Annotated in this window: 18 protein-coding genes and 1 pseudogene; 7 read left to right on the top strand and 12 right to left on the bottom strand. The window is 56.3% G+C overall.

Going from position 1 to position 23,413, the window contains the following annotated elements:
• Nucleotides 1-26: 26 nt before the first annotated feature.
• A complete protein-coding gene (locus COO59_RS09875) occupies nucleotides 27-1,532 on the bottom strand; it encodes a CoA-acylating methylmalonate-semialdehyde dehydrogenase (RefSeq protein WP_103059632.1) in 1,506 nt (501 codons plus the stop codon).
• A gap of 421 nt (nucleotides 1,533-1,953) precedes the next feature.
• Here COO59_RS09875 and COO59_RS09870 point away from each other — a divergent pair, with 421 nt between their 5' ends.
• Nucleotides 1,954-2,769, top strand: a complete 816-nt coding sequence (locus tag COO59_RS09870; RefSeq protein ID WP_103059631.1) for a TIM barrel protein — start codon at nucleotides 1,954-1,956, stop codon at nucleotides 2,767-2,769.
• Between the two features lie 199 nt (nucleotides 2,770-2,968).
• On the opposite strand, the pseudogene COO59_RS09865 reads toward COO59_RS09870, so the two are convergent.
• A pseudogene (locus COO59_RS09865) lies at nucleotides 2,969-3,346 on the bottom strand (MFS transporter); the annotation flags it as partial.
• Between the two features lie 132 nt (nucleotides 3,347-3,478).
• Here COO59_RS09865 and COO59_RS09860 point away from each other — a divergent pair.
• Nucleotides 3,479-4,522: an AI-2E family transporter gene (locus COO59_RS09860; protein ID WP_103059775.1), complete on the top strand. Its 1,044-nt coding sequence runs from the start codon at nucleotides 3,479-3,481 to the stop codon at nucleotides 4,520-4,522.
• A 3-nt stretch (nucleotides 4,523-4,525) separates the two neighbouring features.
• Here the strand turns inward: COO59_RS09860 and COO59_RS09855 are convergent, their stop codons facing one another.
• Nucleotides 4,526-5,209, bottom strand: coding sequence for a FadR/GntR family transcriptional regulator (locus tag COO59_RS09855; RefSeq protein ID WP_103059630.1), 684 nt, complete (start codon nucleotides 5,207-5,209; stop codon nucleotides 4,526-4,528).
• A 350-nt stretch (nucleotides 5,210-5,559) separates the two neighbouring features.
• On the opposite strand from COO59_RS09855, the gene uxuA reads away from it, so the two are divergent.
• Together uxuA and proP are read left to right on the top strand one after the other, a co-directional pair.
• Nucleotides 5,560-6,744: a mannonate dehydratase gene (gene uxuA, locus COO59_RS09850; protein ID WP_103059629.1), complete on the top strand. Its 1,185-nt coding sequence runs from the start codon at nucleotides 5,560-5,562 to the stop codon at nucleotides 6,742-6,744.
• Between the two features lie 413 nt (nucleotides 6,745-7,157).
• Entirely contained in the window at nucleotides 7,158-8,663 is a 1,506-nt protein-coding gene (gene proP, locus COO59_RS09845) for a glycine betaine/L-proline transporter ProP (protein ID WP_103059628.1), read from the top strand.
• Between the two features lie 45 nt (nucleotides 8,664-8,708).
• Here the strand turns inward: proP and COO59_RS09840 are convergent, their stop codons facing one another.
• Complete coding sequence (locus tag COO59_RS09840) at nucleotides 8,709-9,935, bottom strand: zinc-dependent alcohol dehydrogenase (RefSeq protein WP_103059627.1); 1,227 nt, start codon at nucleotides 9,933-9,935, stop codon at nucleotides 8,709-8,711.
• Between the two features lie 206 nt (nucleotides 9,936-10,141).
• Between COO59_RS09840 and COO59_RS09835 the strand changes: the two genes are divergently transcribed.
• The 3 genes from COO59_RS09835 to COO59_RS09825 all read left to right on the top strand — a co-directional run bounded on the left by COO59_RS09835 (nucleotide 10,142) and on the right by COO59_RS09825 (nucleotide 13,458).
• Nucleotides 10,142-10,966 (top strand): MBL fold metallo-hydrolase, encoded by an 825-nt coding sequence (locus tag COO59_RS09835; protein WP_103059626.1) that lies wholly within the window; start codon nucleotides 10,142-10,144, stop codon nucleotides 10,964-10,966.
• A gap of 289 nt (nucleotides 10,967-11,255) precedes the next feature.
• On the top strand, nucleotides 11,256-12,233 hold the full coding sequence (gene hemB / locus COO59_RS09830) for a porphobilinogen synthase (protein ID WP_103059625.1): 978 nt from the start codon (nucleotides 11,256-11,258) through the stop codon (nucleotides 12,231-12,233).
• A gap of 256 nt (nucleotides 12,234-12,489) precedes the next feature.
• Nucleotides 12,490-13,458 (top strand): GGDEF domain-containing protein, encoded by a 969-nt coding sequence (locus tag COO59_RS09825; protein WP_103059624.1) that lies wholly within the window; start codon nucleotides 12,490-12,492, stop codon nucleotides 13,456-13,458.
• 6 nt (nucleotides 13,459-13,464) lie between these two features.
• On the opposite strand, the gene pqqF is transcribed toward COO59_RS09825, so the two are convergent.
• The 8 genes from pqqF to COO59_RS09785 form a co-directional block, all read right to left on the bottom strand.
• Nucleotides 13,465-15,840, bottom strand: coding sequence for a pyrroloquinoline quinone biosynthesis protein PqqF (gene pqqF / locus COO59_RS09820; RefSeq protein WP_103059623.1), 2,376 nt, complete (start codon nucleotides 15,838-15,840; stop codon nucleotides 13,465-13,467).
• Nucleotides 15,840-17,003, bottom strand: a complete 1,164-nt coding sequence (gene pqqE / locus COO59_RS09815; protein ID WP_103059622.1) for a pyrroloquinoline quinone biosynthesis protein PqqE — start codon at nucleotides 17,001-17,003, stop codon at nucleotides 15,840-15,842. Before pqqE ends, pqqF begins: the two co-directional genes overlap by 1 nt.
• Entirely contained in the window at nucleotides 16,972-17,250 is a 279-nt protein-coding gene (pqqD, locus tag COO59_RS09810; protein ID WP_103059621.1) for a pyrroloquinoline quinone biosynthesis peptide chaperone PqqD, read from the bottom strand. Before pqqD ends, pqqE begins: the two co-directional genes overlap by 32 nt.
• Nucleotides 17,250-18,005: a pyrroloquinoline-quinone synthase PqqC gene (gene pqqC / locus COO59_RS09805; RefSeq protein ID WP_103059620.1), complete on the bottom strand. Its 756-nt coding sequence runs from the start codon at nucleotides 18,003-18,005 to the stop codon at nucleotides 17,250-17,252. Before pqqC ends, pqqD begins: the two co-directional genes overlap by 1 nt.
• 2 nt (nucleotides 18,006-18,007) lie before the next feature.
• Nucleotides 18,008-18,919 carry a pyrroloquinoline quinone biosynthesis protein PqqB gene (gene pqqB, locus COO59_RS09800; RefSeq protein WP_103059619.1) on the bottom strand — a complete coding sequence of 304 codons (912 nt, stop codon included), beginning with the start codon at nucleotides 18,917-18,919 and terminating at the stop codon, nucleotides 18,008-18,010.
• Nucleotides 18,920-18,972: 53 nt separating this feature from the next.
• On the bottom strand, nucleotides 18,973-19,050 hold the full coding sequence (gene pqqA, locus COO59_RS09795) for a pyrroloquinoline quinone precursor peptide PqqA (protein WP_071883753.1): 78 nt from the start codon (nucleotides 19,048-19,050) through the stop codon (nucleotides 18,973-18,975).
• 129 nt (nucleotides 19,051-19,179) lie between these two features.
• Nucleotides 19,180-20,220, bottom strand: coding sequence for a dipeptidase (locus tag COO59_RS09790; protein ID WP_103059618.1), 1,041 nt, complete (start codon nucleotides 20,218-20,220; stop codon nucleotides 19,180-19,182).
• 127 nt (nucleotides 20,221-20,347) lie between these two features.
• On the bottom strand, nucleotides 20,348-23,191 hold the full coding sequence (locus COO59_RS09785) for an autotransporter outer membrane beta-barrel domain-containing protein (RefSeq protein ID WP_103059617.1): 2,844 nt from the start codon (nucleotides 23,189-23,191) through the stop codon (nucleotides 20,348-20,350).
• Nucleotides 23,192-23,413: the final 222 nt, after the last annotated feature.

The following is a 23,413-nucleotide window of genomic DNA, read 5'->3' as shown; positions in this document are numbered from 1 at the left end:
CGTTCCCCCTTGTCAGGTAGTTAGCCTTAGCCCAACGTTGGCATACTGAACTCGGATACCGTCTGTTGGCCGCTCGGCCAGCGTGCCGTTGCGGTTTTCATTCGCGTATAGAAGCGCACGCCGTCCGGGCCATGAACGTTAAGCGCACCAAATACCGAACGCTTCCAGCCGCCAAAGCTATGGAAAGCCATCGGCACCGGCACCGGAACGTTTACGCCGACCATGCCAGCCTCTACGTTTTGTACAAAATCACGGGCGGTGTGGCCGTTGCTGGTAAAGATGGCGCTGCCGTTGCCAAATTCATGGCTGTTCACCAGCGCCAGCGCGCTCTGGTAATCAGGCGCGCGCATAATGCCCAACACCGGTCCGAAAATCTCTTCGCGCCAGATAACCATGTCCGTGGTGACGTGATCGAACAGCGTGCCGCCAACGTAGTAGCCTTCTGCGTGACCCGGCACCTGGAAATTACGTCCGTCAACCACCAGCGCAGCCCCTTCCGCTACGCCTTTATCGATATAGCCCAGTACCTTCTTCTGATGGACGGCAGAAACCACCGGCCCCATTTCATTTTCTTCACTGCCTTTTTGCATGCCCGGCCCTACGCGCAGCGCTTTTACCAGCGGCGTCAGACGCGCAATCAGTTTATCGGCGGTATCATCGCCGACCGCTACCACGACCGGCAGCGCCATGCAGCGTTCGCCCGCAGAGCCGTAAGCGCCGCCCATAATGGCATTTACGGTAGCATCCAGATCGGCATCCGGCATGACGATGGCATGGTTTTTGGCCGCGCCGAACGCCTGGACGCGCTTGCCGTAAGCGCTGGCGGTTTTATAGATATGCTCCGCCACGCCCGACGAGCCCACGAAGCTGACCGCCTGCACGCGGCTGTCGGTATACAGCTGTTCGGCATCTTCATTAGAGCAGTGCACCACGTTGAACACGCCATCCGGCAGTCCGGCTTCGCTCAACAGCTCAGCCATGCGCACGGCAGCGGAAGGATCAAGCGCGGGCGGCTTCAATACAAAGGTATTGCCGCAGACCAGCGCGATTGGGAACATCCACATCGGCACCATCGCCGGGAAGTTAAACGGCGTAATGCCCGCTACTACGCCCAGCGGCTGCATCAGCGAATAGCTATCAACGCCGGTGCCGACGTTCGGCGAGTATTCCCCTTTAATCAGATGCGGGATGCCGCAAGCGAACTCCACCACCTCCATGCCTCGCGTAAGCTCGCCCAGCGCATCCGACCACACCTTACCGTGCTCGCTGACGATCAGTTCTGCCAGTTCATCGCGGTGCTTTTCCAACAGCATTTTGAAATTGAACATGACGCGCGCACGGCGCAGCGGAGAGGTTTTAGACCACTCCGGGAACGCGTTATGCGCTACTTCTATCGCCTGCGCAACCTCATCCGCCGTGCTTTGCGTTAGCTCGCGCACCACTTTACCGGTAGCAGGATCGTAAACCGGAATAGTTTCATTGCTGGCGCTATGGGTGATTTTGCCGCCAATAAAGTTTCCAACGATATTCATGTTCATGCCTCATTGATGTGGTGGTCCCTGCCGGACGGCCCGTTTCGCTTCGCCATCGGCTATCGGAATTTAGCCCGTTTCTGTGCATTGACCCTATTGTATTGAAATAAATTTTTCAAATAGTTAAAGCTGGAAAATTCATTTTTAGTGGGATAGATCGCATTTTTTCGGTAACGTAACGGAGCCGTTTCAGTCATCTAAGCCCATCAATACGCTGTTATCACACATGCTGGATCACTGCTCGCCCAGGGCCTTAAGCCCCTTTACTGTGTTCACCCGAATGCAAAATGAAATTTTTGCGAAGCAGATCCAAAAACTATAATTTCATTATTTCATCTTTTTGAAATAAATGTTCTCTTTATGCTAACCGCCCGGCACGTAACCGCGTCGGCTTTTATTTAACGTTTTGCAGGAGCACATCATGGCCATCGATCCCACCCGTTTCTGTATCAACCGCAAAATCGCGCCTGGCCTCAGTATTGAGTCGTTTTTCAAACTGGTTCAGCGGCTTGGCCTGAATAAGGTGGAATTGCGCAACGACATGCCCAGCGGCAAGGTGACCGATAACCTGAGCCATCAGCAGGTAAAAGCGCTGGCGCAGCAGTACGGCATGGAGATTGTTACCATCAACGCGCTTTATCCCTTTAACCGAATGGATGACGCGCTGCTGGCGCAGGCGGAAGCGCTATTGAAAGAGGCGCAGGCGATTGGCGCAGGCGCGCTGGTGCTTTGCCCGTTAAACGATGGCCAGCCGATCGCTGCAGAAAAAACCATCGCCGCGCTGCAAAAGCTCGCGCCGCTGTTTGAGCAGTATGGCGTTAAAGGCCTGGTGGAGCCGCTGGGCTTTCCGCAAAGTTCGCTGCGCTCTGCCGTCCAAACCCAGACGCTGATCCGCGATGCGCAGGTTCCCTTTAACGTGCTGATCGATACTTTCCATCATCACTTATATGAGCAGGCCGAGCAGGAATTTGCGACCGGTATTGATATAGATCGCATCGGGCTGGTTCATCTCTCCGGCGTAGAAGATTCGCGGCCAACAGCGGAGCTGACCGATGAAGAACGTATTATGCTCAGCAACGGCGATGTGCTGAACAGCGTAACGCAGGTACAACGCCTTGAGCAGATGGGCTATCGCGGCGTTTACGCTTTTGAGCCTTTTTCGTCGGATTTGGCGAACTGGAGCGAGGCGGATATTGAACGTGAAATCCGTCAAAGCATTGAACTGTTGCAGGCTTAAGGCCGGCACTGTACTACAGAAGTTATCTGTTATTTGTGTCTTTGCATTTTTTGGCCTTCGTTGGAGGCCTTTTTTATGGCGCCACGTCGGGCCGCTGGCGCATTCGCCACGTTAGCAGCAGCGCCAGGCAAACCAGCAGGCCGCTCAGCAGATAGATAACCGACACTTCCGCATAGCTCATGATAAAACCGGCTACGGGCCCGGTAATACCCAACGACAGATCCATAAACGCCAGGCTTATTAACGGCCAGCCGGCGCTAAGGGCGGCCAGTGCGTAACAAATACCGCTAAGCAGGCAGCCGAACAGGCCAAAAATCACCACTTTTTTCGGCCCCCATAAATCAGCATAACGACCGGCGTGGGGGCGGCTGAGCAGCGTAGAAAGATATTGCAGGCTAATCACCAGTCCCGCCCAAAACGCGCTATAACCCATGACGTCATGAACGTAGCCGGGCAATACCGCCAGCGGCAGCCCGATGGTTAGATAGCTGGCAAAGTTGAAAGCGACTATCGAGAGAATCCGCTGATTCAGACGAAAAGCGCCTGGAGCGGCTTCCGTCTCAGGCTGTCCAGACATAATGTTTTTCTCGTTACGGGCAATCATTAACCGGCTAAGTTCTTACTATACGCAGGTTAGTGAAAATGATCGGTTCGTTAGCCATTGTCAGCAGCTACAATTGCTGTGCTGAAATTATTTACCGGGAAAATTATGCTCGCACCGCAGCAGGAAAAAATGGGGCAAAATATGTTGCTCAAAATGGCAACGCTGGTGGTCATTCTGGCGGGGATCCGGGCGGCAGCAGATATTATCGTTCCTTTTCTGTTGGCAATCTTTCTGGCGATAATCCTCAATCCGCTGGTCAACATCTTGATGCGACGCGGCCTGAGACGCAGCTGGGCGATTACGCTGGTTATGGTGGTGATGCTGCTGGTTATTTTGATGCTGGTCGCCATGCTGGCCAGCTCGGTGAATGAGTTTTCCCTGGTTTATCCGCAAATACGCACCATTCTTGAGCAGAAGCTTACCGTGATTCAGCATTACGCCGGGCGGCTGCATATTCCCGTTTCTTCCCGTGCGCTGGCGGAACAGCTCGATCCCAACGCCATTATGAACGTGGCGACAACCGTGCTACGGCAGTTCTCCGGGGCGATGAGCAACTTTGTCCTGCTGATCATGACGGTCATCTTCATGCTGTTTGAGGTGCGCCATCTGCCCTATAAACTGCGTAACGCGCTGGTTAATCCACAGATTCGCATCGCCGGCCTGCACAAGGCGCTGAAAGGGGTGACTCATTACCTGGCGTTAAAAACCCTGATCAGCCTGATTACCGGCCTTACCGTCTGGATAACCTTGCTGCTGTTGGACGTGCAGTTCGCGCTGTTTTGGGGCGTGGTCGCTTTTGCCCTGAACTTTATCCCTAATATCGGGCCGATTATCGCCGGGGTCCCGCCTTTCATTCAGACGCTGGTCCTGAATGATTTCTATGATGCGCTGCTGGTGGCCGCGCTGTTTAGCGCCATTCATATGGTATTTGGCAATATGCTGGAGCCGCGCGTTATGGGACGCGGCCTCGGCTTATCGACGCTGGTGGTGTTTCTGTCGTTAATTTTTTGGGGCTGGCTACTCGGCCCGGTGGGGATGCTGCTGTCAGTGCCGCTGACCAGCGTCTGCAAAATCCTGATGGAAACCACGCCGGGCGGCAGCAAGCTGGCTATTTTGTTGGGTAATGGTCGGCCGCCGCTGAAGCGTTAACGGCTAGGTATCAAACAGATGATCGTAAACATGCTGCAAATGCAGCGCCATACTGTCGCGGGCAAGCTGCGGATTCTGCTGCACGATGGCGTTGGCAATCAGCTGATGATCATGGTTTAGCGCCTGTGGAAAATCCCGATCGGCAAAGTGGCTCTCCAGCCGTACAAAGCGCTGGCTTTTACGTCGGTTCCACAGCTGCTCCATCATCTCCCGCAACACGTCATTTCCGGTCATTTCGCTGATCAGCAGATGAAAGCGTTTATCCTGGCGCAAAAAGGCGTCGTCATTAACCGCATGCTGCGCCAGCTGATGAGCAACGTCGAGTAGCTCACGCCGCTGTTCTGCCGTACCGTGACGCGCCGCCAGTTCAGCGGTCATCGCTTCAAACGCCTGACGTGCTTTAATCAGATCGCGCAGGCTAAAGGTATCCACGGGTTCTGGCGGCTGGCCTGGCAGCGGGTTAGCCACCAGCACGCCGTTCCCGCTACGGATCTCCACCCAGCCGGTAACTTCCAGCGCAATCAGCGCTTCACGCACTGACGAACGGCTGACGTTAAGCTGCCTGGCCAGTTCACGTTCCGGCGGCAGCAGCGTACCGGGGGCAAACTCGCCGCGCGCGATCGCCGCGCTTAGCAGGCTGGAAATTTGCCGGTAAAGCCGCTCGGTTTTGATGGCGGGTAGGGTCATAAATATTCTCTCTAACCGGTTAACGCTGCTTTAAAGTCCGTTTCACGAGGCGTTATTGTTGCAGCCAGTTTGGATTTGGACAGCACGCAGGAACCGGAGCGTACACCAGGTACGTGAGGATTCCGGGTACTGCCCAGATTCAAAATGACAAATAAAATAGCCTGGTGGGAAAGGCTCTGAATGCACCCTATTTTATCGGGCGCTTCGCCTGATAATGCGATAAACGTCACTCTTTCAGGCAAAAAACTGCCCTATTCTGGCCCAGCGGCCTGACCAATGGCCCCTGCGTTAACCGGCTGGCCGGCTGTTTTGACCCGCCGTTCCGTGAAAAATTGAATACAGGAGAGCTTATGGAACACACCTGGCGCTGGTATGGCCCTAACGATCCCGTCACGCTGGATGATGCCAGGCAGGCGGGCGCTACCGGCATTGTTACCGCTCTGCATCACATTCCGAATGGTGAAATCTGGACGACAGATGAAATCAAAGCGCGACAGGCGCAGCTGGCGGAAAAAGGGCTTTACTGGTCGGTGGTGGAGAGCGTTCCGGTACATGAAGCGATTAAAACCCAGCGCGGCGACTGGCAGCGTTATATCGCTAACTATCAGCAGTCGCTGCGTAATCTGGCCGCCTGCGGCATTGATACCGTCTGTTATAACTTTATGCCGGTGCTTGACTGGACGCGCACCGATCTGGGCTGGCTGTTGCCTGACGGCGCGCGCGCCCTGCGCTTTGACGCCGTCGCTTTCGCCGCTTTTGAATTGCATATTCTGCAGCGTCCCGGCGCTCAGGAAACGTACAGCGAAGAAGAGCAGCGTCGTGCGGCCGATTACTATGCCGCAATGACGCCGGAAGCGATCGCCACGCTGACGCGCAACATTATCGCCGGGCTGCCCGGCGCGGAAGAAGGCTATACGCTGGAACAGTTTCAGGCGCAGCTGTCGCAGTATGACGGCATTGATAAGGCGCGCCTGCGCGAACATATGGCGACGTTCCTGCGCGCTATCGTGCCGGTGGCGGAAGAAGTCGGCATTATGCTGGCGGTACACCCGGACGATCCGCCGCGCCCTATTCTTGGCCTGCCGCGCATTATTTCTACCGAGGAAGATATGCAATGGTTAACCGAGACGGTCAGCAGCCGACATAACGGTTTCACTTTTTGCACCGGCTCTTACGGCGTGCGCGCCGATAATAACCTGGTGCGGATGGCAAAAACCTATGCCGACCGCATCCATTTTATCCACCTGCGCGCCACGCAGCGCGAAGAAAACCCCAACAGCTTTCATGAGGCCGCGCATCTGACAGGCGACGTGGATATGGTCGGCGTGATTAAGGTGATTCTGGCAGAAGAGCAGCGCCGCCGCCGTGTCGGCCAGGCACGCGCTATTCCCATGCGTCCCGATCACGGTCATCAAATGCTGGACGATCTGCATAAACAAACCAACCCCGGCTACTCTGCCATTGGTCGCCTTAAAGGGCTGGCCGAGCTGCGCGGCGTCGAGCTGGCGCTAAAACAGTGCTTTTTTGCCGATTAACGGCGCTAACGTTTCTTCCTTCAGGTTACTGCCCCCAAAGCGCCAGACTCAGGCGCTTTGTTATCCCGCTTCCTTCTTTTAATCCTGTTAATAGCGGAAAAAACAGGCCGTTACTGCCAGGCTTTAAGTAAGCCATCGGCTACAGCAGAGTATGCTGTCTGCGTGGCTAACGGTTACTTTTCATACGCCTTTAACCGCTGCTTTTAGCGCAGATGTAACATTTTCCGCATTCTGACGATATACTGTGAAATCATAACGTAAACATTCCGTTACGTGATTATCGCGAATGATGTCGAAAAAAGCTGGCGTTGCGCCAGAGAAAAAATTTCCTCAACGCCGCGATCTGACCGTTTTTCGCTTCGGTTCGCGCCGTTGAAGAAATTAAATCAATCAGCAAATACAGGGCGAATGATATGAAACTACGTAGGAAGCGCGTAAGACCTATTGCGCTTGATGACGTTACCATCATCGATGACGCACGATTACGCAAAGCAATTACCGCCGCATCGTTAGGCAATGCGATGGAGTGGTTCGATTTTGGGGTCTACGGCTTTGTGGCCTATGCCTTAGGTAAAGTCTTTTTTCCCGGAGCCAACCCCGGCGTCCAGATGATCGCCGCGCTGGCCACCTTCTCCGTTCCTTTCCTGATTCGCCCGCTGGGCGGCCTGTTTTTCGGCAGGCTTGGCGATAAGTACGGACGCCAGAAAATCCTCTCGGTTACTATTATCATCATGTCGCTCAGCACCTTTTGTATCGGCCTGATCCCGTCTTATGCCTCAATCGGCATCTGGGCGCCGGTACTGCTGCTGCTGGCGAAAATGGCCCAGGGGTTCTCCGTGGGCGGCGAATATACCGGCGCATCTATCTTCGTGGCGGAATACTCGCCTGACCGCAAGCGCGGCTTTATGGGAAGCTGGCTCGATTTCGGCTCTATTGCCGGCTTTGTGTTGGGCGCGGGTCTGGTGGTGCTGATCTCAACGATCATCGGCGAAGAAAGCTTTCTGTCGTGGGGCTGGCGTCTGCCTTTCTTTGTGGCGCTGCCGCTGGGCATCATTGGGCTTTATCTGCGCCATGCGCTGGAAGAAACGCCAGCGTTTCAGCAACATGTGGAAAAACTGGAACAGGGCGATCGTGACGGCCTGCGCGAAGGGCCAAAAGTCTCTTTCCGTGAAATTGCCACCAGGCACTGGAGAAGCCTGCTGGCCTGCGTTGGTCTGGTCATTGCCACCAACGTCACCTATTACATGCTGCTGACCTATATGCCGAGCTATCTCTCGCATAACCTGCACTACCCCGAAGATCACGGCGTATTGATTATTATCGCCATCATGATCGGCATGCTGTTTGTTCAGCCGGTTATCGGCCTGCTGAGCGACCGCTTTGGCCGTCGTCCGTTTGTGATTATCGGCAGTATCGCCCTGCTGGTTCTGGCTATTCCCGCCTTTATGCTGATCAACAGTAACGTGCTGGGGCTGATTTTTGCCGGTCTGCTGATGCTGGCAATCGTGCTTAACTGCTTTACCGGCGTGATGGCATCCTCGCTGCCGGCGATGTTCCCGACGCATATCCGCTACAGCGCCCTGGCCAGCTCCTTTAACATTTCAGTGTTAATTGCCGGTCTGACGCCAACCGTTGCGGCCTGGCTGGTAGAAGCCTCGGACGATCTTTATATGCCCGCTTACTATCTGATGGTCATCGCAGCGATCGGTTTAATCACCGGTATTACCATGAAAGAGACCGCCAACAAGCCGCTGAAAGGCGCGACTCCGGCGGCCTCCGATATACATGAGGCGCGCGAGATCCTGCAGGAACATCACGATAATATCGAGCAGAAAATCGAGGATATTACCGAAGAGATCGCTAAGCTGGAGGAGAGACGTAAGAATCTTATTCAACAGCATCCGCATATCAACGAATAACCAAAAAGCCCCTCTCCGTGAGGGGCTTTTTTCAGGCCGCCCGCTTTAATTTTGCGGCAGCAGTTCCGTTTTAATCCAACCCGGCTCGCGCTTATCAAACGCTTCATAGGCCGAAATCACGTCGCTGAGCGGCTCTACCTGCGTTAGCACCTCAACCGGATCGATTGCGCCCATCCGCACCAGCTCCAGCAGCTGCGGAATAATGGTGTGATGGTTACAGTTGCCCATTCGCATCGTCAGGTTCTTATTCATCGCCATGCCGACAGGAAACGTTTCCGCTTCCGGCGGATAGACACCGATAATACTCAGCGTGCCGGCTTTTTTCAGCGAGGCAATCGCCCACTCCAGCGCCTGAGTCGGCGCATCGCCCGGCACCCAGTTCCCTTCGTCAACGTGCTGATGCTCAGCATTCTCCGGCGCTACCTGCGCGACTTCCTGGCGGAACTTATCCGCTTCCTTATCAGCCTGCGCCGCCGCCGGGCCGCTGTGAGCGTGCTGGCTGTCCACGCCTACGGCATCTATTGCACGATCAGCGCCGATGCCGCCGGTCAGCTTTTTGATCGTAGCGACCGGGTCCTCTTTTTCGAAGTTGATGGTGAACGCGCCCTGACGACGTGCCATCGCCAGCCGATCCTCGTGGCAGTCGATGGCAATCACGCGCGACGCGCCCATTAACAGCGCGCTGGCTACGGTAAACTGCCCGACCGGCCCGGCCCCGAAAACCGTCACAATATCGCCGCGATCAATCTTCGCCATCTCAGCGCCGAACCAGGCGGTAGGGAAAATATCGCTGATCAGAATGGCCTGTTCGTCACTGACTTCAGGCGGCACTTTTATCAGCGTATTGGAGGCAAAAGGAATACGCGCTTTTTCCGCCTGTAGGCCGTTTACCGGTCCGGTCGCCTGCGGGCCGCCGAAGAAACAGGTGCCAGCCTCCGGGCCGTTGGGGTTGGCATTATCGCACTGGGCGGTATTGCCTTCGCGACAGGGAGGACAATAGCCGCAGGAAATCGTGGAGCAGACCACCACCCGATCGCCAATATCGAAATTGCGTACGTTATCACCCAGCGCTTCGACAATCCCCACTCCTTCGTGGCCCAGAATTGTCCCCTGGCGCATATTACTGAAGGTGCCGCGAATAAAGTGTAAATCGGTGCCGCAGATGGCCGATGCGGTCAACCTGATAACCGCATCATCAGGGCTTTCAATACGTGGTTCAGGGACATCATCCAGGCGAATATCGCCAACGCCGTGCCAGACAAGAGCTTTCACAGAACCTCCGATTACGCGTTGCGTTAATTAATGCGGGCCGTTTTACCGGGCCCATAAAAGGTTAAGTGTAGAAACGATTCAGACGATCAACAGACGCAACGGTGTTAAAACGCGCCCTGGCGCCGCCCGACCGTTCTGAAAGCTGCCGTCTGGCTTGCTGGCGTATTAGCGCCCACACTTAAAGTTTACGTTTAAGGAGAAAGGCTATGCGGGTACACCACCTGAGCTGTGGTTCGATGTGTCCTTTTGGCGGTGCGTTATATGACGGCTTCAGTAAAGGGCTGCACGCCCATTTAGTTTGCCACTGCTTACTGATTGAAACCGAGCGCGACGGGCTGGTACTGGTGGATACCGGCTTTGGTGAGCAGGATCTCCGTCACGACTCGCGTATCGCCCTCTTCTTTCGCCAGTTTAATAACATCCAGCGCCGTCCCGAACTTAGCGCGCTGGCGCAGGTTCGGCGTCTGGGCTTTCAGGCGCAGGATGTACGCCATATCGTGCTGACGCATCTCGATTTCGATCACGCCGGTGGGCTAACCGATTTTCCCCATGCGCATGTTCATCTGCTGCAACAGGAGCTGGAAACCAGCCGTCACCGCGACAGCTGGCTACAGCGACGGCGCTACCGCCCGGCGCAATGGCCTGGTAACGTCCAGTGGCAAACCTATCAGCCGCAGGGTGAAAGCTGGCAGGGATTTGCCGCAGTGAAAGCGCTAAACGGGCTGCCGCCTGAAATCCTGTTAATTCCGCTGCCAGGCCATACGCCAGGCCATGCGGGCGTCGCTATTCAGCAAGACGACGGCTGGCTGTTGCACGGCGGCGACGCCTGGTTTTATCGCGGAGAAATGTATCAGCAGCAGCGCCATTGCACTCCAGGGCTGCGTTTTTATCAGTGGATGATGGCGGCCGATAATGCGGCGCGGCGGGAAAATCAGCAGCGGCTGCGGGCATTGTCGCTTAATCAGCAGGAAAATATCACTCTGTTTTGCAGTCACGATGCGCAAGAGTTGGCAAGAATGCAACGCGAATAATGCTTTGCATCGAAGCGTTTAATTAAGGGAAGCCGCCTTCCTGACCGCTGTTTAACAGGCCGCCAGTGCTTTTTCAAACGGCGGTTAAACCAGATATTTTTTTATATTAAAAACGGCTATACAGATCCGGCTGGAATATTAAACGGCAGAATGTTGCATCTCTGTTAAATATAACCGTTAAGGTAACGGTGCGGTTAATTATTGCCTGCAAGGCCGCACGGGAAGTTTCGCCCGTTAATATAAAAGCGCGTACACTAAGATAACTTTTTCACCTGTACAGCAAATAATTATGTCTGATATTTCCCTGATTAATCGTCCCAGAAGATTACGTAAAAGCGCCGCGCTGCGCGATATGTTCCAGGAAACCACGCTGAGCCGCAACGATCTGGCCCTGCCGATCTTTGTGGAAGAAGGCGTGGATGATTACAAAGCTATTGAAGCGATGCCGGGCGTCATGCGCATCCCGGAAAAACGCCTGGCTTATGAAATTGAACGCATTGCTAAAGCCGGTATCCGCTCGGTAATGACTTTCGGCATTTCACACCACACCGACGCCACCGGCAGCGATGCCTGGCAGGAAAATGGTCTGGTGGCGCGTATGTCGCGCATCTGCAAAGATGCGGTGCCGGAAATGATCGTCATGTCCGATACCTGCTTCTGCGAATATACGTCGCACGGTCACTGCGGCGTATTATGCGATCACGGCGTAGATAATGACGCGACGCTGATTAACCTTGGTAAGCAGGCGGTCGTTGCCGCGCAGGCGGGCGCTGACTTTATTGCCCCTTCTGCGGCGATGGATGGTCAGGTAGCGGCGATTCGTCGGGCGCTGGATGAAGCGGGCTTTACCGATACCGCTATTATGTCTTACTCCACCAAGTTCGCCTCATCGTTCTACGGTCCGTTCCGCGAAGCCGCCGGCACCGCGCTGAAAGGCGATCGTAAAACCTATCAGATGAACCCCATGAACCGTCGTGAGGCGATCCGTGAATCATTAATCGATGCGGCGGAAGGCGCCGATTCGCTGATGGTAAAACCGGCTGGCGCCTACCTCGATATTCTGCGCGATATTCGCGAACGCACCGAACTGCCGCTGGCGGCTTATCAGGTGAGCGGTGAATATGCGATGATCAAGTTTGCCGCTCAGGCTGGCGCGATCAATGAAGATGCGGTGATCCTTGAAAGCCTGGGCGCAATCAAACGCGCCGGCGCCGATATTATCTTCAGCTATTTTGCTCTCGATCTGGCGGAACGTAACCTGCTGTAATTCCCCTCAGGCAGCCGCCCGGCTGCCTGAATTCTTCCTGTTTGTATCGTTTTTCCCCCGCAATATTTTACCTATTCCCGCTGGCAAACTAAGGTAACTGTTCAGGTCAGATTGCCGACAAATTCACGGCGAGACGTTCAGGTTTGGTATTGCTGCATATCATCAACGCTGTTTCGTCCTGAAGTTGTGCCTTTTCTGTCCGATACTGTCACGGAGGGTAAATAAATTAAATAATGTTAAAATTTGAAGGATTTTTATGAAAGTACCTGAAATCCCTGCAAATGAGTCGCAGCGCCTGTGTGAGCTTCATGCGCTGAAAATATTAAACACGCCCGCCGAGGAGCGTTTTGATCGCCTGACGCGTCTGGCGAAACGGCTGTTCAACGTTTCAATTGCGGTTGTCAGCCTGCTGGATGCGCAATATCAATGGTTTAAATCGAGAGAGGGCATCAGCGTCACCCAAACGACACGCGACATCTCTTTTTGCGGCCATACCATCCTGCAGGATGAGGTGATGGTGGTGGAGAACGCGTGCGAAGATCTACGTTTCTATGATAATCCGCTGGTGGCCGGCGAGCCGCATATTCGCTTTTATGCTGGCTACCCGCTGCGCGCGCCTGGCGGTTCGAAAGTCGGGACGCTGTGCATTCTGGACACCCAGCCCCGCTCGTTTGATGCCGAAGACATCAGCGCCCTGCGCGACCTGGCCTCGATGGCTGAGGCGGAGCTGGTGAATTTCCAGCAGGCCACCTCCGATGAGCTGACGCAAATATCTAACCGACGCGGCTTTATGACGCTGGGACAAATGCTGCTGAAAGAGTGCGCGCTGCGCCACTGTTTCGCCTGCCTGGCTTTTTTCGATCTCGATCGGTTTAAGCAGATCAACGATGAATTTGGTCATCGGGAAGGCGACCGGGCGCTGATGGACTTTGCCGACGCGCTGAAAATCAGTTTTCGTCATTCGGCGCTGTTCGCTCGTCTCGGCGGCGATGAATTTGTCGTGCTGTTTATCGATATGAACCAGCAGCAGGCGAATGAACGGCTGGAGAATTTTCGCACCGAGCTGGAACAGCATATACAGCCGCTTGAGCGACGCTATCGCCTCGATTTTTCGGTAGGCATGGTGGAATTTGATCCGGCCCGGCCGCAGCCGCTAACGGGACTGCTTAATCAAAGCGACAGCATTATGTATCGGCATAAAAAAGCGCGGCGTCAGCGGCATTAAGCCGTTTTATCCAGCCTCAGCCGCGCATTGCCACCAGTGGGCGCCGTTGCAGAGCGCGCGATGCCATTCAACCAGCCTGGGCGCATCCAGACTTTCCAGCAGGCTGCGCGCCGCCGGAGAAGCCAGATCGGGAAAAGCCAGCGTCTGTCGCGCCTGTTCCAGCGCATCGCCGTCTGGCTGTAGCCGCTGCCACAGCCGCTCACGCTTTTCCACCAGCTCATCAGCGGCAAGTTGGGCAATCTCGCCCTCCATCGCCAGCAAAAAGCGCTGAATATGCGTCAACAGCGCGGCGGCCTCGATTTGCGGCGACTGCAGCGCAAACAGCACGCCTGCACTGTTGGCGACGTGATGAAAACTGCAGCTGACAACATAGCCGACCTGCTGTTCTACCCGCAGGCGCTGAAAAAAGGCGGGCTGATAAATCAGCGCCAGCATCCGCCACGCCAGCTGTGCTTCCAAGTCAGGCTGCGTCAGCGGGCAAAACAGCAGCAGCGCCGTATCGCCCTGCGTCAGGCGCAGATAGTGCTGCTGCCCCGGCTGCGGCTTGCACTGCTGCCAGCCGGCTGCATGTTGTACGCGCCCCGGCATCCGGCTCAGCAGGCGGGCCAGCTTCTGCGCCAGCGCCTGGCTACCGCCCACCAGCGCCGCCTGCCACACCGTCTTGTCCAGCGTCGTACAGGCTGGCTGCTGCGCCAGCAGCCAGCCCGGCAGCCGGTTAAGGAGCCGACGCACCGGAATTTCACCCTGTTCTTTTTGCTGCTCCCGTTGCCACGCGCGCGCGCCTGCCTCTGACGGAGTAAACGCCTGCAGCCGCGCAACGACGGCCGCCAGCTGAGCCAGCATTAACGTCGGCTCACCGCTCAGCTGAAGCTGCCAGATACCCTGCTGACGCTCGACGTTTAGCCTGCCGCCCTGATGCGCGAAACTGGCCGATAGCGCACGCAGCGCCGCCTGTAAGGCATATCCCAGCGGGTCGGTAATAGGTTTGTCCGGCACAGGACGCAGCGTTAATACCGCCGGCGCAGACGACGGCAGATGCAGTAAGGGAACCGCGTCGTCGGGCAGGATATGCGGCGCGGGCAGCGGCGGAAAAGGCCAGAAACGCAGCGGCAAAGCGCCAGACCGTGGGATAGACGTCCAGGGCGCGCTGATAAACTCAAATCCCGCCGACGAAGTCAACTCGCCCTGTACGGTTTCATCCAGCCACAGGCGGCTGACTGCGGCGTTCTGAAGCTGTTTCAGCCAACGCTGCCACTCCTCTGACGTAACCGACGCTGGCGGCGCAAAGCCAAACGCCTGCTCGCGTAAGCGATCGAGCGCGCTTTTGCCTGCAAACTGGCGCTGCGCCAGCTGCAAATAGTGGTTTAGCTGCGAAGAGGTGAAGGCCGCAAGCTGAGCAAGCCACTGGCGCAGCGCGCCTTCCAGCAGCGCGGAAAGTGGCGGGCGCGGATGCGCCGGTAAAAAACAGACGGCAATCAACGCCGCGCCGCCGCCGCGCCAGACCTCCTGCAAACTCACGCCATCACAGGCGTCAGCGGCCCGTAGCTGCGCCAGCAGACCGCCTTCCGCCTCATCAAGCAGCAGCTGCTGTAGCAGCGCGCACCAGCCCGCATCGCTCTCCTGCCAGCGGTTAAGGGCAAAGGTCAGCGTTAGCTGCGTCGCACCCGCCGTGCGCACCGTTGCATCCGCGCGCGCCTGTAAATGGGCAGACGGCAACAGCGCAGAGCCAGCGGACGCGGGCAGGCTTGCCCCGCAGCGCCGGGCGATCGCTTCCAGTTCTGACAGCGGCTGCGGCCCGGAAAGCCAAAGCGTCATTGCGCCGGCGTGATAGCGCTGCTGATGAAAATCTTCCAGCGCCTGACGCAGCCGGGGTATCTCTTCGCCAAAACTGGCGCGGCTGCCGACGTGAAAGCGCTGCATCGCTGGCGGGCCGTGAAAAAAGTGCCGCTGCGCAACGCCGCTTAGCGTCTGCGTATCCTGCCGCAACAGCCGATATTCGGCGTCAATTACCGCCGTTTCCTGCATGATGGCCTCTGATGCCAGCAGCGGATGCGCCAGCATATCCACCAGCCGCGCCAGCCCCGCTTCCAGCCCGCTGGCGGGCAGGCTAAAGAAATAAGCGGTGCGATCGGCGCGGGTCGTCGCGTTAAGGCGGCCGCCCTGCGCGGGTACCCAGCTCATCAGCCGCTGCTGACCGGTATAGCGCGCGCTGCCGGTAAACAGCAGATGCTCCAGCAGATGCGCCAGGCCAGGCCACTGCTCCGGCTCGTTGTCGCTGCCGCTGGCGACCTGCAGCAGCGCCGCCGCTTCTGACGCCTGCGCGTCGTGCAGCAGCCGCACCGTCAGGCCGTTATCCAGCCGTAACGAGGCCGCTGGCGACATTACGCGTTCGCCTTAAAGATCAGCTGAGAATTAACCCGATTACGGAACTGCAGCTGGCTGATTTGCATCTGGGTACAGTTGGCTTCCTCGCGCGCCGCAAGGATTTTGCCGTGATGCGGCGATTTAGCGCAAACCGGGTCGGCATTATCGGCGTTACCGGTCAGCATAAAGGCCTGACAGCGGCAGCCGCCGAAATCCTTCTCTTTTTCGTCGCAGGAACGGCAGGGTTCCGGCATCCAGTCGAAGCCGCGATAGCGGTTAAATCCGAAGGATTCATACCAGATATGCTGCAGACTGTGCTCCAGCACCGACGGAAACTGTACCGGCAGCTGTCGCGCGCTGTGGCACGGCAGCGCGGTGCCTTCCGGCGTCACGCTGAGGAAAATCGCGCCCCAGCCGCCCATACAGCCTTTGGGACGCTCTTCATAATAATCGGGCGTCACAAACAGCAGATTGGTCAGGCTACCGCTCTCCGCCATGCGCTGGCGGTACTGTTTCACCACCTGTTCGGCACGCTCGATCTGCTCACGCGTTGGCAGCAGGCCTTCGCGGTTCAGCTGCGCCCAGCCGTAAAACTGACAGGTCGCCAGCTCGACGTCATCCGCCTCCAGCTCAATGCACAGTTCAATAATGCGATCGATCTGGTCGATATTATGGCGATGCAGCACAAAGTTCAGCACCATCGGATAGCCGTGCGCCTTGACCGCCCGCGCCATTTCCAGCTTCTGCCGGAACGCTTTTTCCGAACCGGCCAGCGCGGCATTCAGCGTTTCATCGCTGGCCTGGAAGCTGATTTGAATATGATCCAGCCCGGCCTCGGCAAAGCTATCCAGCTTTTTCTCGGTCAGCCCGATACCGGAGGTGATCAGGTTGGTGTAAAAACCGAGATTGCGCGCGGCGGCGATCAGTTCCGGCAGATCTTTGCGCACCAGCGGCTCGCCGCCGGAGAAGCCGATCTGTACGCTGCCCATCGCCCGCGCCTGCCGAAATACCTCAATCCATTGTTCGGTGGTCAGCTCTTTATCCTGCTGGGCAAAATCGAGCGGGTTGGAGCAGTACGGGCACTGCAGCGGGCAGCGGTAGGTTAACTCCGCCAGCAGCCACAGCGGCGGATTAACTGCCGGTTTCCGTTCAGTCACGGAAGATGATCCACTTCTGTTCATAGGCCTTGCCAAAAAAATCAGTTACGTCATTGCCCAGATCGGGCACGTCAGGGAAGCGCGCGTTCAGTTCGGCGATAATCTCGCCCAGCGTCCGCTTACCGTCCACCAGCAGTAAAATTTCAGCGGCGCTGCCGTTCAGTCGCGCCATCCCTTCCGGGTAGAGGATGACATGACAGTTTTGCGCCTCTTCCCACTGCAGGCGAAAGCCGCGGCGGAACTGCGGCGTCTGTGAAGCGTTGATTTCCATTACACCAGTCTCGTTTTATGCCAGGCGAGATCCGCCGTTACCGTATGGTAAGGCGGTCGTTTCATTTCGTAAGCCATCGTCATCGCATCCAGCATGCTCCACAGAATATCCAGCTTGAACTGCAGGATTTCCAGCATCCGCTGCTGCTTCTCTACCGTATCGCAATACTCCAGCGCCAGCTGCAGACCATGCTCCACGTCGCGGTTTGCCTGGCTCAGCCGACTGCGGAAATAGTCATAGCCTTCCGCTTCGATCCACGGATAGTGCTGCGGCCAGCTGTCGAGCCGCGCCTGATGGATCTGTGGCGCAAACAGCTCGGTCAGCGAGCTACAGGCCGCCTCCTGCCAGTTGGCGCGGCGGGCGAAGTTGACATAGGCATCTACGGCGAAGCGTACGCCAGGCAGCACCAGCGCTTCCGACTGCACCACTTCGCGATCCAGACCTACCGCCTCGCCCAGCCGCAGCCAGGCCTCGATGCCGCCTTCGCTGTCGCCGTAGCCGTCGTGATCGAGAATGCGCTGCACCCATTTGCGACGTACCTCCGGATGCGGGCAGTTAGCCATAATGGCGGCATCCTTCAGCGGAATATTGGTCTGATAGTAGTAGCGGTTCGCCACCCAGCCCTGAATTTGCTCACGCGTCGCTTTGCCGTTGTGCATCGCGATGTGGTAGGGATGATGAATATGGTAATAAGCGCCTTTAGCGCGCAGCGCCTGTTCAAAAGCCTGCGGCGAGAGCGGCTGTGTCTGCGTCATGGTTATACCTCGATTAACATGCCATCCCAGCTCACTTCAATGCCCTGCTGCGTCAGGCTTTGGCGCTCGGCAGACGCTTCATCCAGGATGGGGTTGGTGTTGTTAATATGAATCAGGATTTTGCGTTCTGCCGGTAGCGACGCCAGCAGCGCGGCCAGGCCCTGTTCTTCCGACAGCGCCAGATGGCCCATATCTTTACCGGTATTTTTGCCAACGCCGGTCGCCGCCAGCTCGTTATCACGCCACAGCGTGCCGTCGATCAGCAGGCAATCCGCCTTTTGCAGCCACGGCATCAGCGCATTGTCCGGCTCGCCCAGCCCCGGCGCATACAGCAGGCTTTTACCGCTGTTGCCGTCTTCGATAAACAGCGCCACGTTGTGGCCCGGCAGCGGACGGTCGCGATACGGCGAGTAAGGCGGCGCGTTGCTCAACAGCGGAATGGCGGTAAAGCGCAGGCTTTGGCATACGCTGACGCTGAACGTCTGTTCCGGCACGATGGCATGATGGATCAGGCCGCCGTTCCAGTGGGAAAGCATGGTGAATACCGGAAAGCCGGTAGTAAGATCCTGATGGACCTCATCTGTACACCAGACATGGTGCGGACAGCCTTCACGCAAATTGAGTAAGCCCGCGCTGTGATCGATTTGGCTGTCGGTGAGGATAATGGCGCCAATGCCGGTGCCGCGCAGCACGTCGGGATTATTCAATTCGGGCGAAGCCAGCAGCTGATGGCAAATATCGGGAGAGACATTGCACAGCACCCAATCTTTTCCGTTGTCGCTAATCGCGATAGAGGATTGCGTACGCCGTGAGGTTTTCATCGTGCCGTTACGCACGCCCTGGCAGTTTTTACAGTTACAGTTCCATTGCGGGAACCCTCCGCCAGCCGCGGAGCCAAGAACTTTGATCTGCATGTGTTAACCGGGAAAGGAAAGAAACAGGCCCGCGACGAACGCGGGCACAGGGATTAACGGTTGGAAATGTACAGAGTCACTTCCAGACCCAGACGTAAATCTTCAAATGCAGGTTTGATCCATGCAGACATAAGGTTGCTCCTCTTGATGTTGAAATGACGGATTGTCGCTATTAATTGCGGCAGGCAATCCGTAAGTTGTCAAATATGAAAATTTGGCAGCGCAGATGTTGCTCTAATGTGACCTTGATCGCAACTTTTCTATTGACCCCACGTGCGCTTTAACACCCGCAGCCAGTTGCGCCAGGCCAGCTTCTCCTGCAGATCCGCATCAATGCCTGCGGCCGTTAACGCGTTAAAAAGCGAGGGCATACCGGCGACGTCGCCCAGGCTTTCCGGCACGCTAATACCGTCAAAATCAGAACCAAAGCCAACGCGATCTTCCCCTAATTTATCAAGCAGAAAACACAAATGGTTAACAATCTCGTTAAGGGATGTGTCGGCGTTGCGTTGCCCATCGGCGCGCAGAAAGGCGTTGCCAAAGTTAACGCCGACAAAGCCGTCGCTGGCGGCAATCGCCTCCAGCTGCGCATTGGTCAGGTTGCGCGGCTGGGCGCAAAGCGCGTGCGCATTGGAATGCGTGGCCACCAGCGGCGCATCGCTCAGCTCCGCCGTTTGCCAGAACGTTTTCTCGTTCATATGGGAAAGATCAATCAGTAGCCGTCGCTGATTGCAGGCGCGGATCAGCGCTTTGCCCGCCGCCGTCATCCCGTCGCCGGTATCGGGCGAGCCGGGGAAGCCGCCGCTCACGCCGACGCCGAAGCGATTGGGCAAATTCCAGAACGGCCCAATGCTGCGCAGGCCGAGGTGATAAAAGCGATCCAGCAGCGTTAGCTCCTCATCAAGCATTTCCGCGCCTTCGATATGCATCACCAGCGCCAGCACATCCTGTTGCAGGCACTGTTCAATCTCAGTGGCCGTCAGGCACAACCGCGCCCGGCCTGCGGACGCCTGCGCCAGCTGGTGCAGAATGGCGATTTGCGCCTCGGCAATCGCCAGCGCGTCGTGCTGCGCCTGCACGCGGGCAACCTCCTGACCGCGCTCTCCGGCCAGCCAGGCAACCGGCGGCACAAAGACCGCAAACAGGCCGCCAGCAAAACCGCCCTGACGCATACGTGGAAAATCGAGATGCCCCTGCTCCCGTCCGGCAAAAAAGGCCGACGCCGGATTATCCGCATGATTTACCCACAGGCGCAGCAACAAATCGTTGTGGCCATCAAAAAATTTTCCCGCGCTTATCATATTAACGTTGCTAAATCCCGATCGACATCTGATGAAATGTATCCGGCCTTCATTGTACGCCAAAATATAAGCGCCATCAGGCCGACCAGGCACGCTGCTCAGGTAAAGGCAGATGGAAGCGATAAGGTCAGAAGCTAAAGCGATAGCCAGCGTTGAACCGCCGCTGATTAAACTGCTGACCGGTAGAACTGTCGCCCTCAACATAGATAACGTGCTGTGAGGCAATATTTGCGCTAACGCCCACGCCGTGATGCCACCAGCTGCCTTTAAAGCTGTGTCGCTCCGGCGAACCGTTAAGACGGTAACCGGCTTCGCCTTTAAATTCGCGCACGATGCCGCTTTTCAGGTAGAGATTAAGCCGTAAGCCGTTCTGCTGCATACGATAGCCGAGCTGCGCGCTGGCGCGCCCCAGCAGGGAATCATAGCCGTCGAGGTCGATACGCAGGCCGTTGGAGGCTGCCAGACGATCCCTGTTTTGACGGCTCCAGCTTAGCTGCAGCTGCGGCTCAAGATAGAAGCCCTGCCGGGCCGATGTCAGGTTAATGCGTTTTCCGCTCTCCAGTGATGCGCTGTAGTTATCCGTTGCGCCATAGCCGACGACCGTTTTCCCCTGAGAGTCCCTGACGTTAAAGCTGTTTTTCATCTGCGCATATTTTACCAGGCCATCCAGCCACAGGCCGTTATCCGCCAGCGCGGTGATATACAGGCCGACATGTTTCGACGTTTGATCGCCGCTGCCGGAAGCGTAATGGGACTTGCCGTTGGTTACCCCCATAAAAACGCCCAACGTGACGGGCGTTGCAGGCGCAATCTGTTTATCAACGCCAAACTGCATGCCGGAATAGCTCAGGCTAAAGCGGCTTAGCCTGCTATCGGCAAAATCATTGAAGCGTCCGCTGATGCCGCGGATCCAGCCGTTGCCCGTACTATTTTTTTGCCGTAGATCGCCAAAGCGCTGCATCAGCGTCTGCATCTGCGCGTAGTTAATCAGATAATTGCTATTCAGGAAGTTAGCGCCTGCATCGGCCGTGCTGGTTAGCTCCGGCTGCGTAGGTGCGGGAGCCGGTTCTGGCGTCAGATCGGGGGCAGGTTCCGGTTCCGGTTCTGGCGCAGGCCCCGGCGGCGCGGGCGTATCTGCCACGCCGGTGGCAGCCAGCTGCCAGTTCGCTCCTGTCTGTTGCAGTCCATAGAGATAGCCGCCCATCTCCACTTTTTCCGTAGTGGTTGAAAGCGTAAAGCGCGCCAGGCCATCCTGCGTTTCCACTACCGTCAGCACTTCCTGGCCGGTAGTCTGCATATCGCCGCGATTGCGTATCTGCAAATAATGGCTGCCTGTGCTGCTGCCGGTCACCACCAGCCGATCGCTGCGGCCAGCCATAATATCCGTCATCAGCGCGAAGGTGCCGCTTCCCGCCAGGTTACCGACCGTAAGGCGCGATCCGGCCTCTCCGGCCATAAAGTTAACCGTGCTGTTGTTCAGGGTTAAATGATCTACTACCGAGTTACCCGGCATATTCCACTGGCTGTGGTCCATTTTCATGTTCAGATAGCCGCCGTTAACCCCGTCGCTGGCGGTCACGCCCGTCAGTTGCGAACCCGCCGCCATATCCAGAGCGATCTTGCCGCCAGCGGCATTGACGCTGCCGACAATATCGATCAGCCCGCTCAGGCTGATGCGGCTGGCGCGATAGCCGGAGTTATGCTGCGTGCCCAGCGCCATATCCAGCGGCGAGGCCATTCGAATCTCCGTTTTCCCGGTTAAATCAACCTCGCTGTCGGACATGGCATACACGCCAATCGTCCCGCTGTTGCCGGTAATCGCCAGGTTATCGCCCTGCACCTGTCCGCCGCCCAGCGCCCAAATGCCTGTTGCCAGCCCGTTGCTGCTGCGGATAACAATATCGCTCCAGGAGAGATTGACTCTGGCCCCGTCAAACTGCGCCGAGACGGCATACGAGCCGCCGGAAAAAATCTGGTTACGCTGCGTTTCGCTACCGTTAAAGTTCGCCGTCGCCGCATCGCCGCTGGCAACCAGCGCGCCGCTGTTTTCACTGTAAAGCGAACTGCCGGCGCCAATGCTCGCCACGCCCTGCTGCCGTACTTCCAGCGCGTTAGCGCGATTACCGCCTGCGGTTTTAATATGCAGTTCATCCGCCGTCAGCACCCCCAGATTCCAAATCCCCATCGCGCCTTCGCCAAGGGTTTCAATCCGGCTTCCACGACCTAAATTCACCGCTGCATTGGCCTGAATATTCATACCGTAGGCTAAATCGCCTGCGGTCGTAACGGTAAGCCGGTTCGCCTTCAGGCTGGCCGGTACGCCGGAAGCGCTATTATTCCGGCCAAAAATATAGATGCCGGTTGCCTGCGCGCCCTGCGTCTGAATAAGCGAATTCTCGCCAATATCCACCCGGCTTCCCGCATCGGAAATATATAACCCGCTGCCCACGCCATGAGTAATAATAGTTAGCGCATCCGCTGATAAAAAAGAGCGATTACTAAGATAAATTCCGTTGGCCATCAGCGTATTATTATTTAATTCAATCCGGCTGCCGCTACCTAAATTAATTTGCGCATCCTTTGCATCCACCTGAATGCCATATTGGCCATTAACATTAACCTTTAACTGATTAGCCTGTAGCGTGGAATTATTGCCCTTCAGCATAATACCACCCGCTACCGGCCCATTAACATTAATGCTAACATTATTACCTAAATTAATCGTGCTATTCGTTGCGCCGGTGCCGTTGCATATACCACAAAGATTATTTTCGCTACCCGTCACCGTTATTTGATCGCCATCGTTCAGCCGCAAAATAGCATTCTTTTCAACGGAAACGGCCGTAAGCAAGGCCGCATCACATACGGCAGGAATAAAGGAGAATAATGAAATCGATAACGTGCCGCTAAGCGTAACCCGGTGCCGGATAAATCTGACTAACGGAGTTGTTTTAAATAAAAGTGTAATCATTGCTGTTCATTCCTCTTAGTCCTCGTTTATTTTCTGCCGACAAGAGAAAAAATACCGCCCGAAGCCAGGAGGAGATAATCATTACTCATTTATAAAGCAGAATTTAAACAGTAAAAAGGCGCGCACAAAAATATCATTGTTATTAATACAATAGCATGATTACGGGTTACTTATTTATTAACCAATAATAAATAATATTTCATTCCATCTTCTGTTATTGAC

Source organism: Mixta theicola (genome assembly GCF_002895925.1).
Taxonomy (GTDB): domain Bacteria; phylum Pseudomonadota; class Gammaproteobacteria; order Enterobacterales; family Enterobacteriaceae; genus Mixta; species Mixta theicola.
The sequence above is the reverse complement of the archived record's forward strand: the minus strand, read 5'-3'. Positions and strand labels throughout refer to the sequence as shown.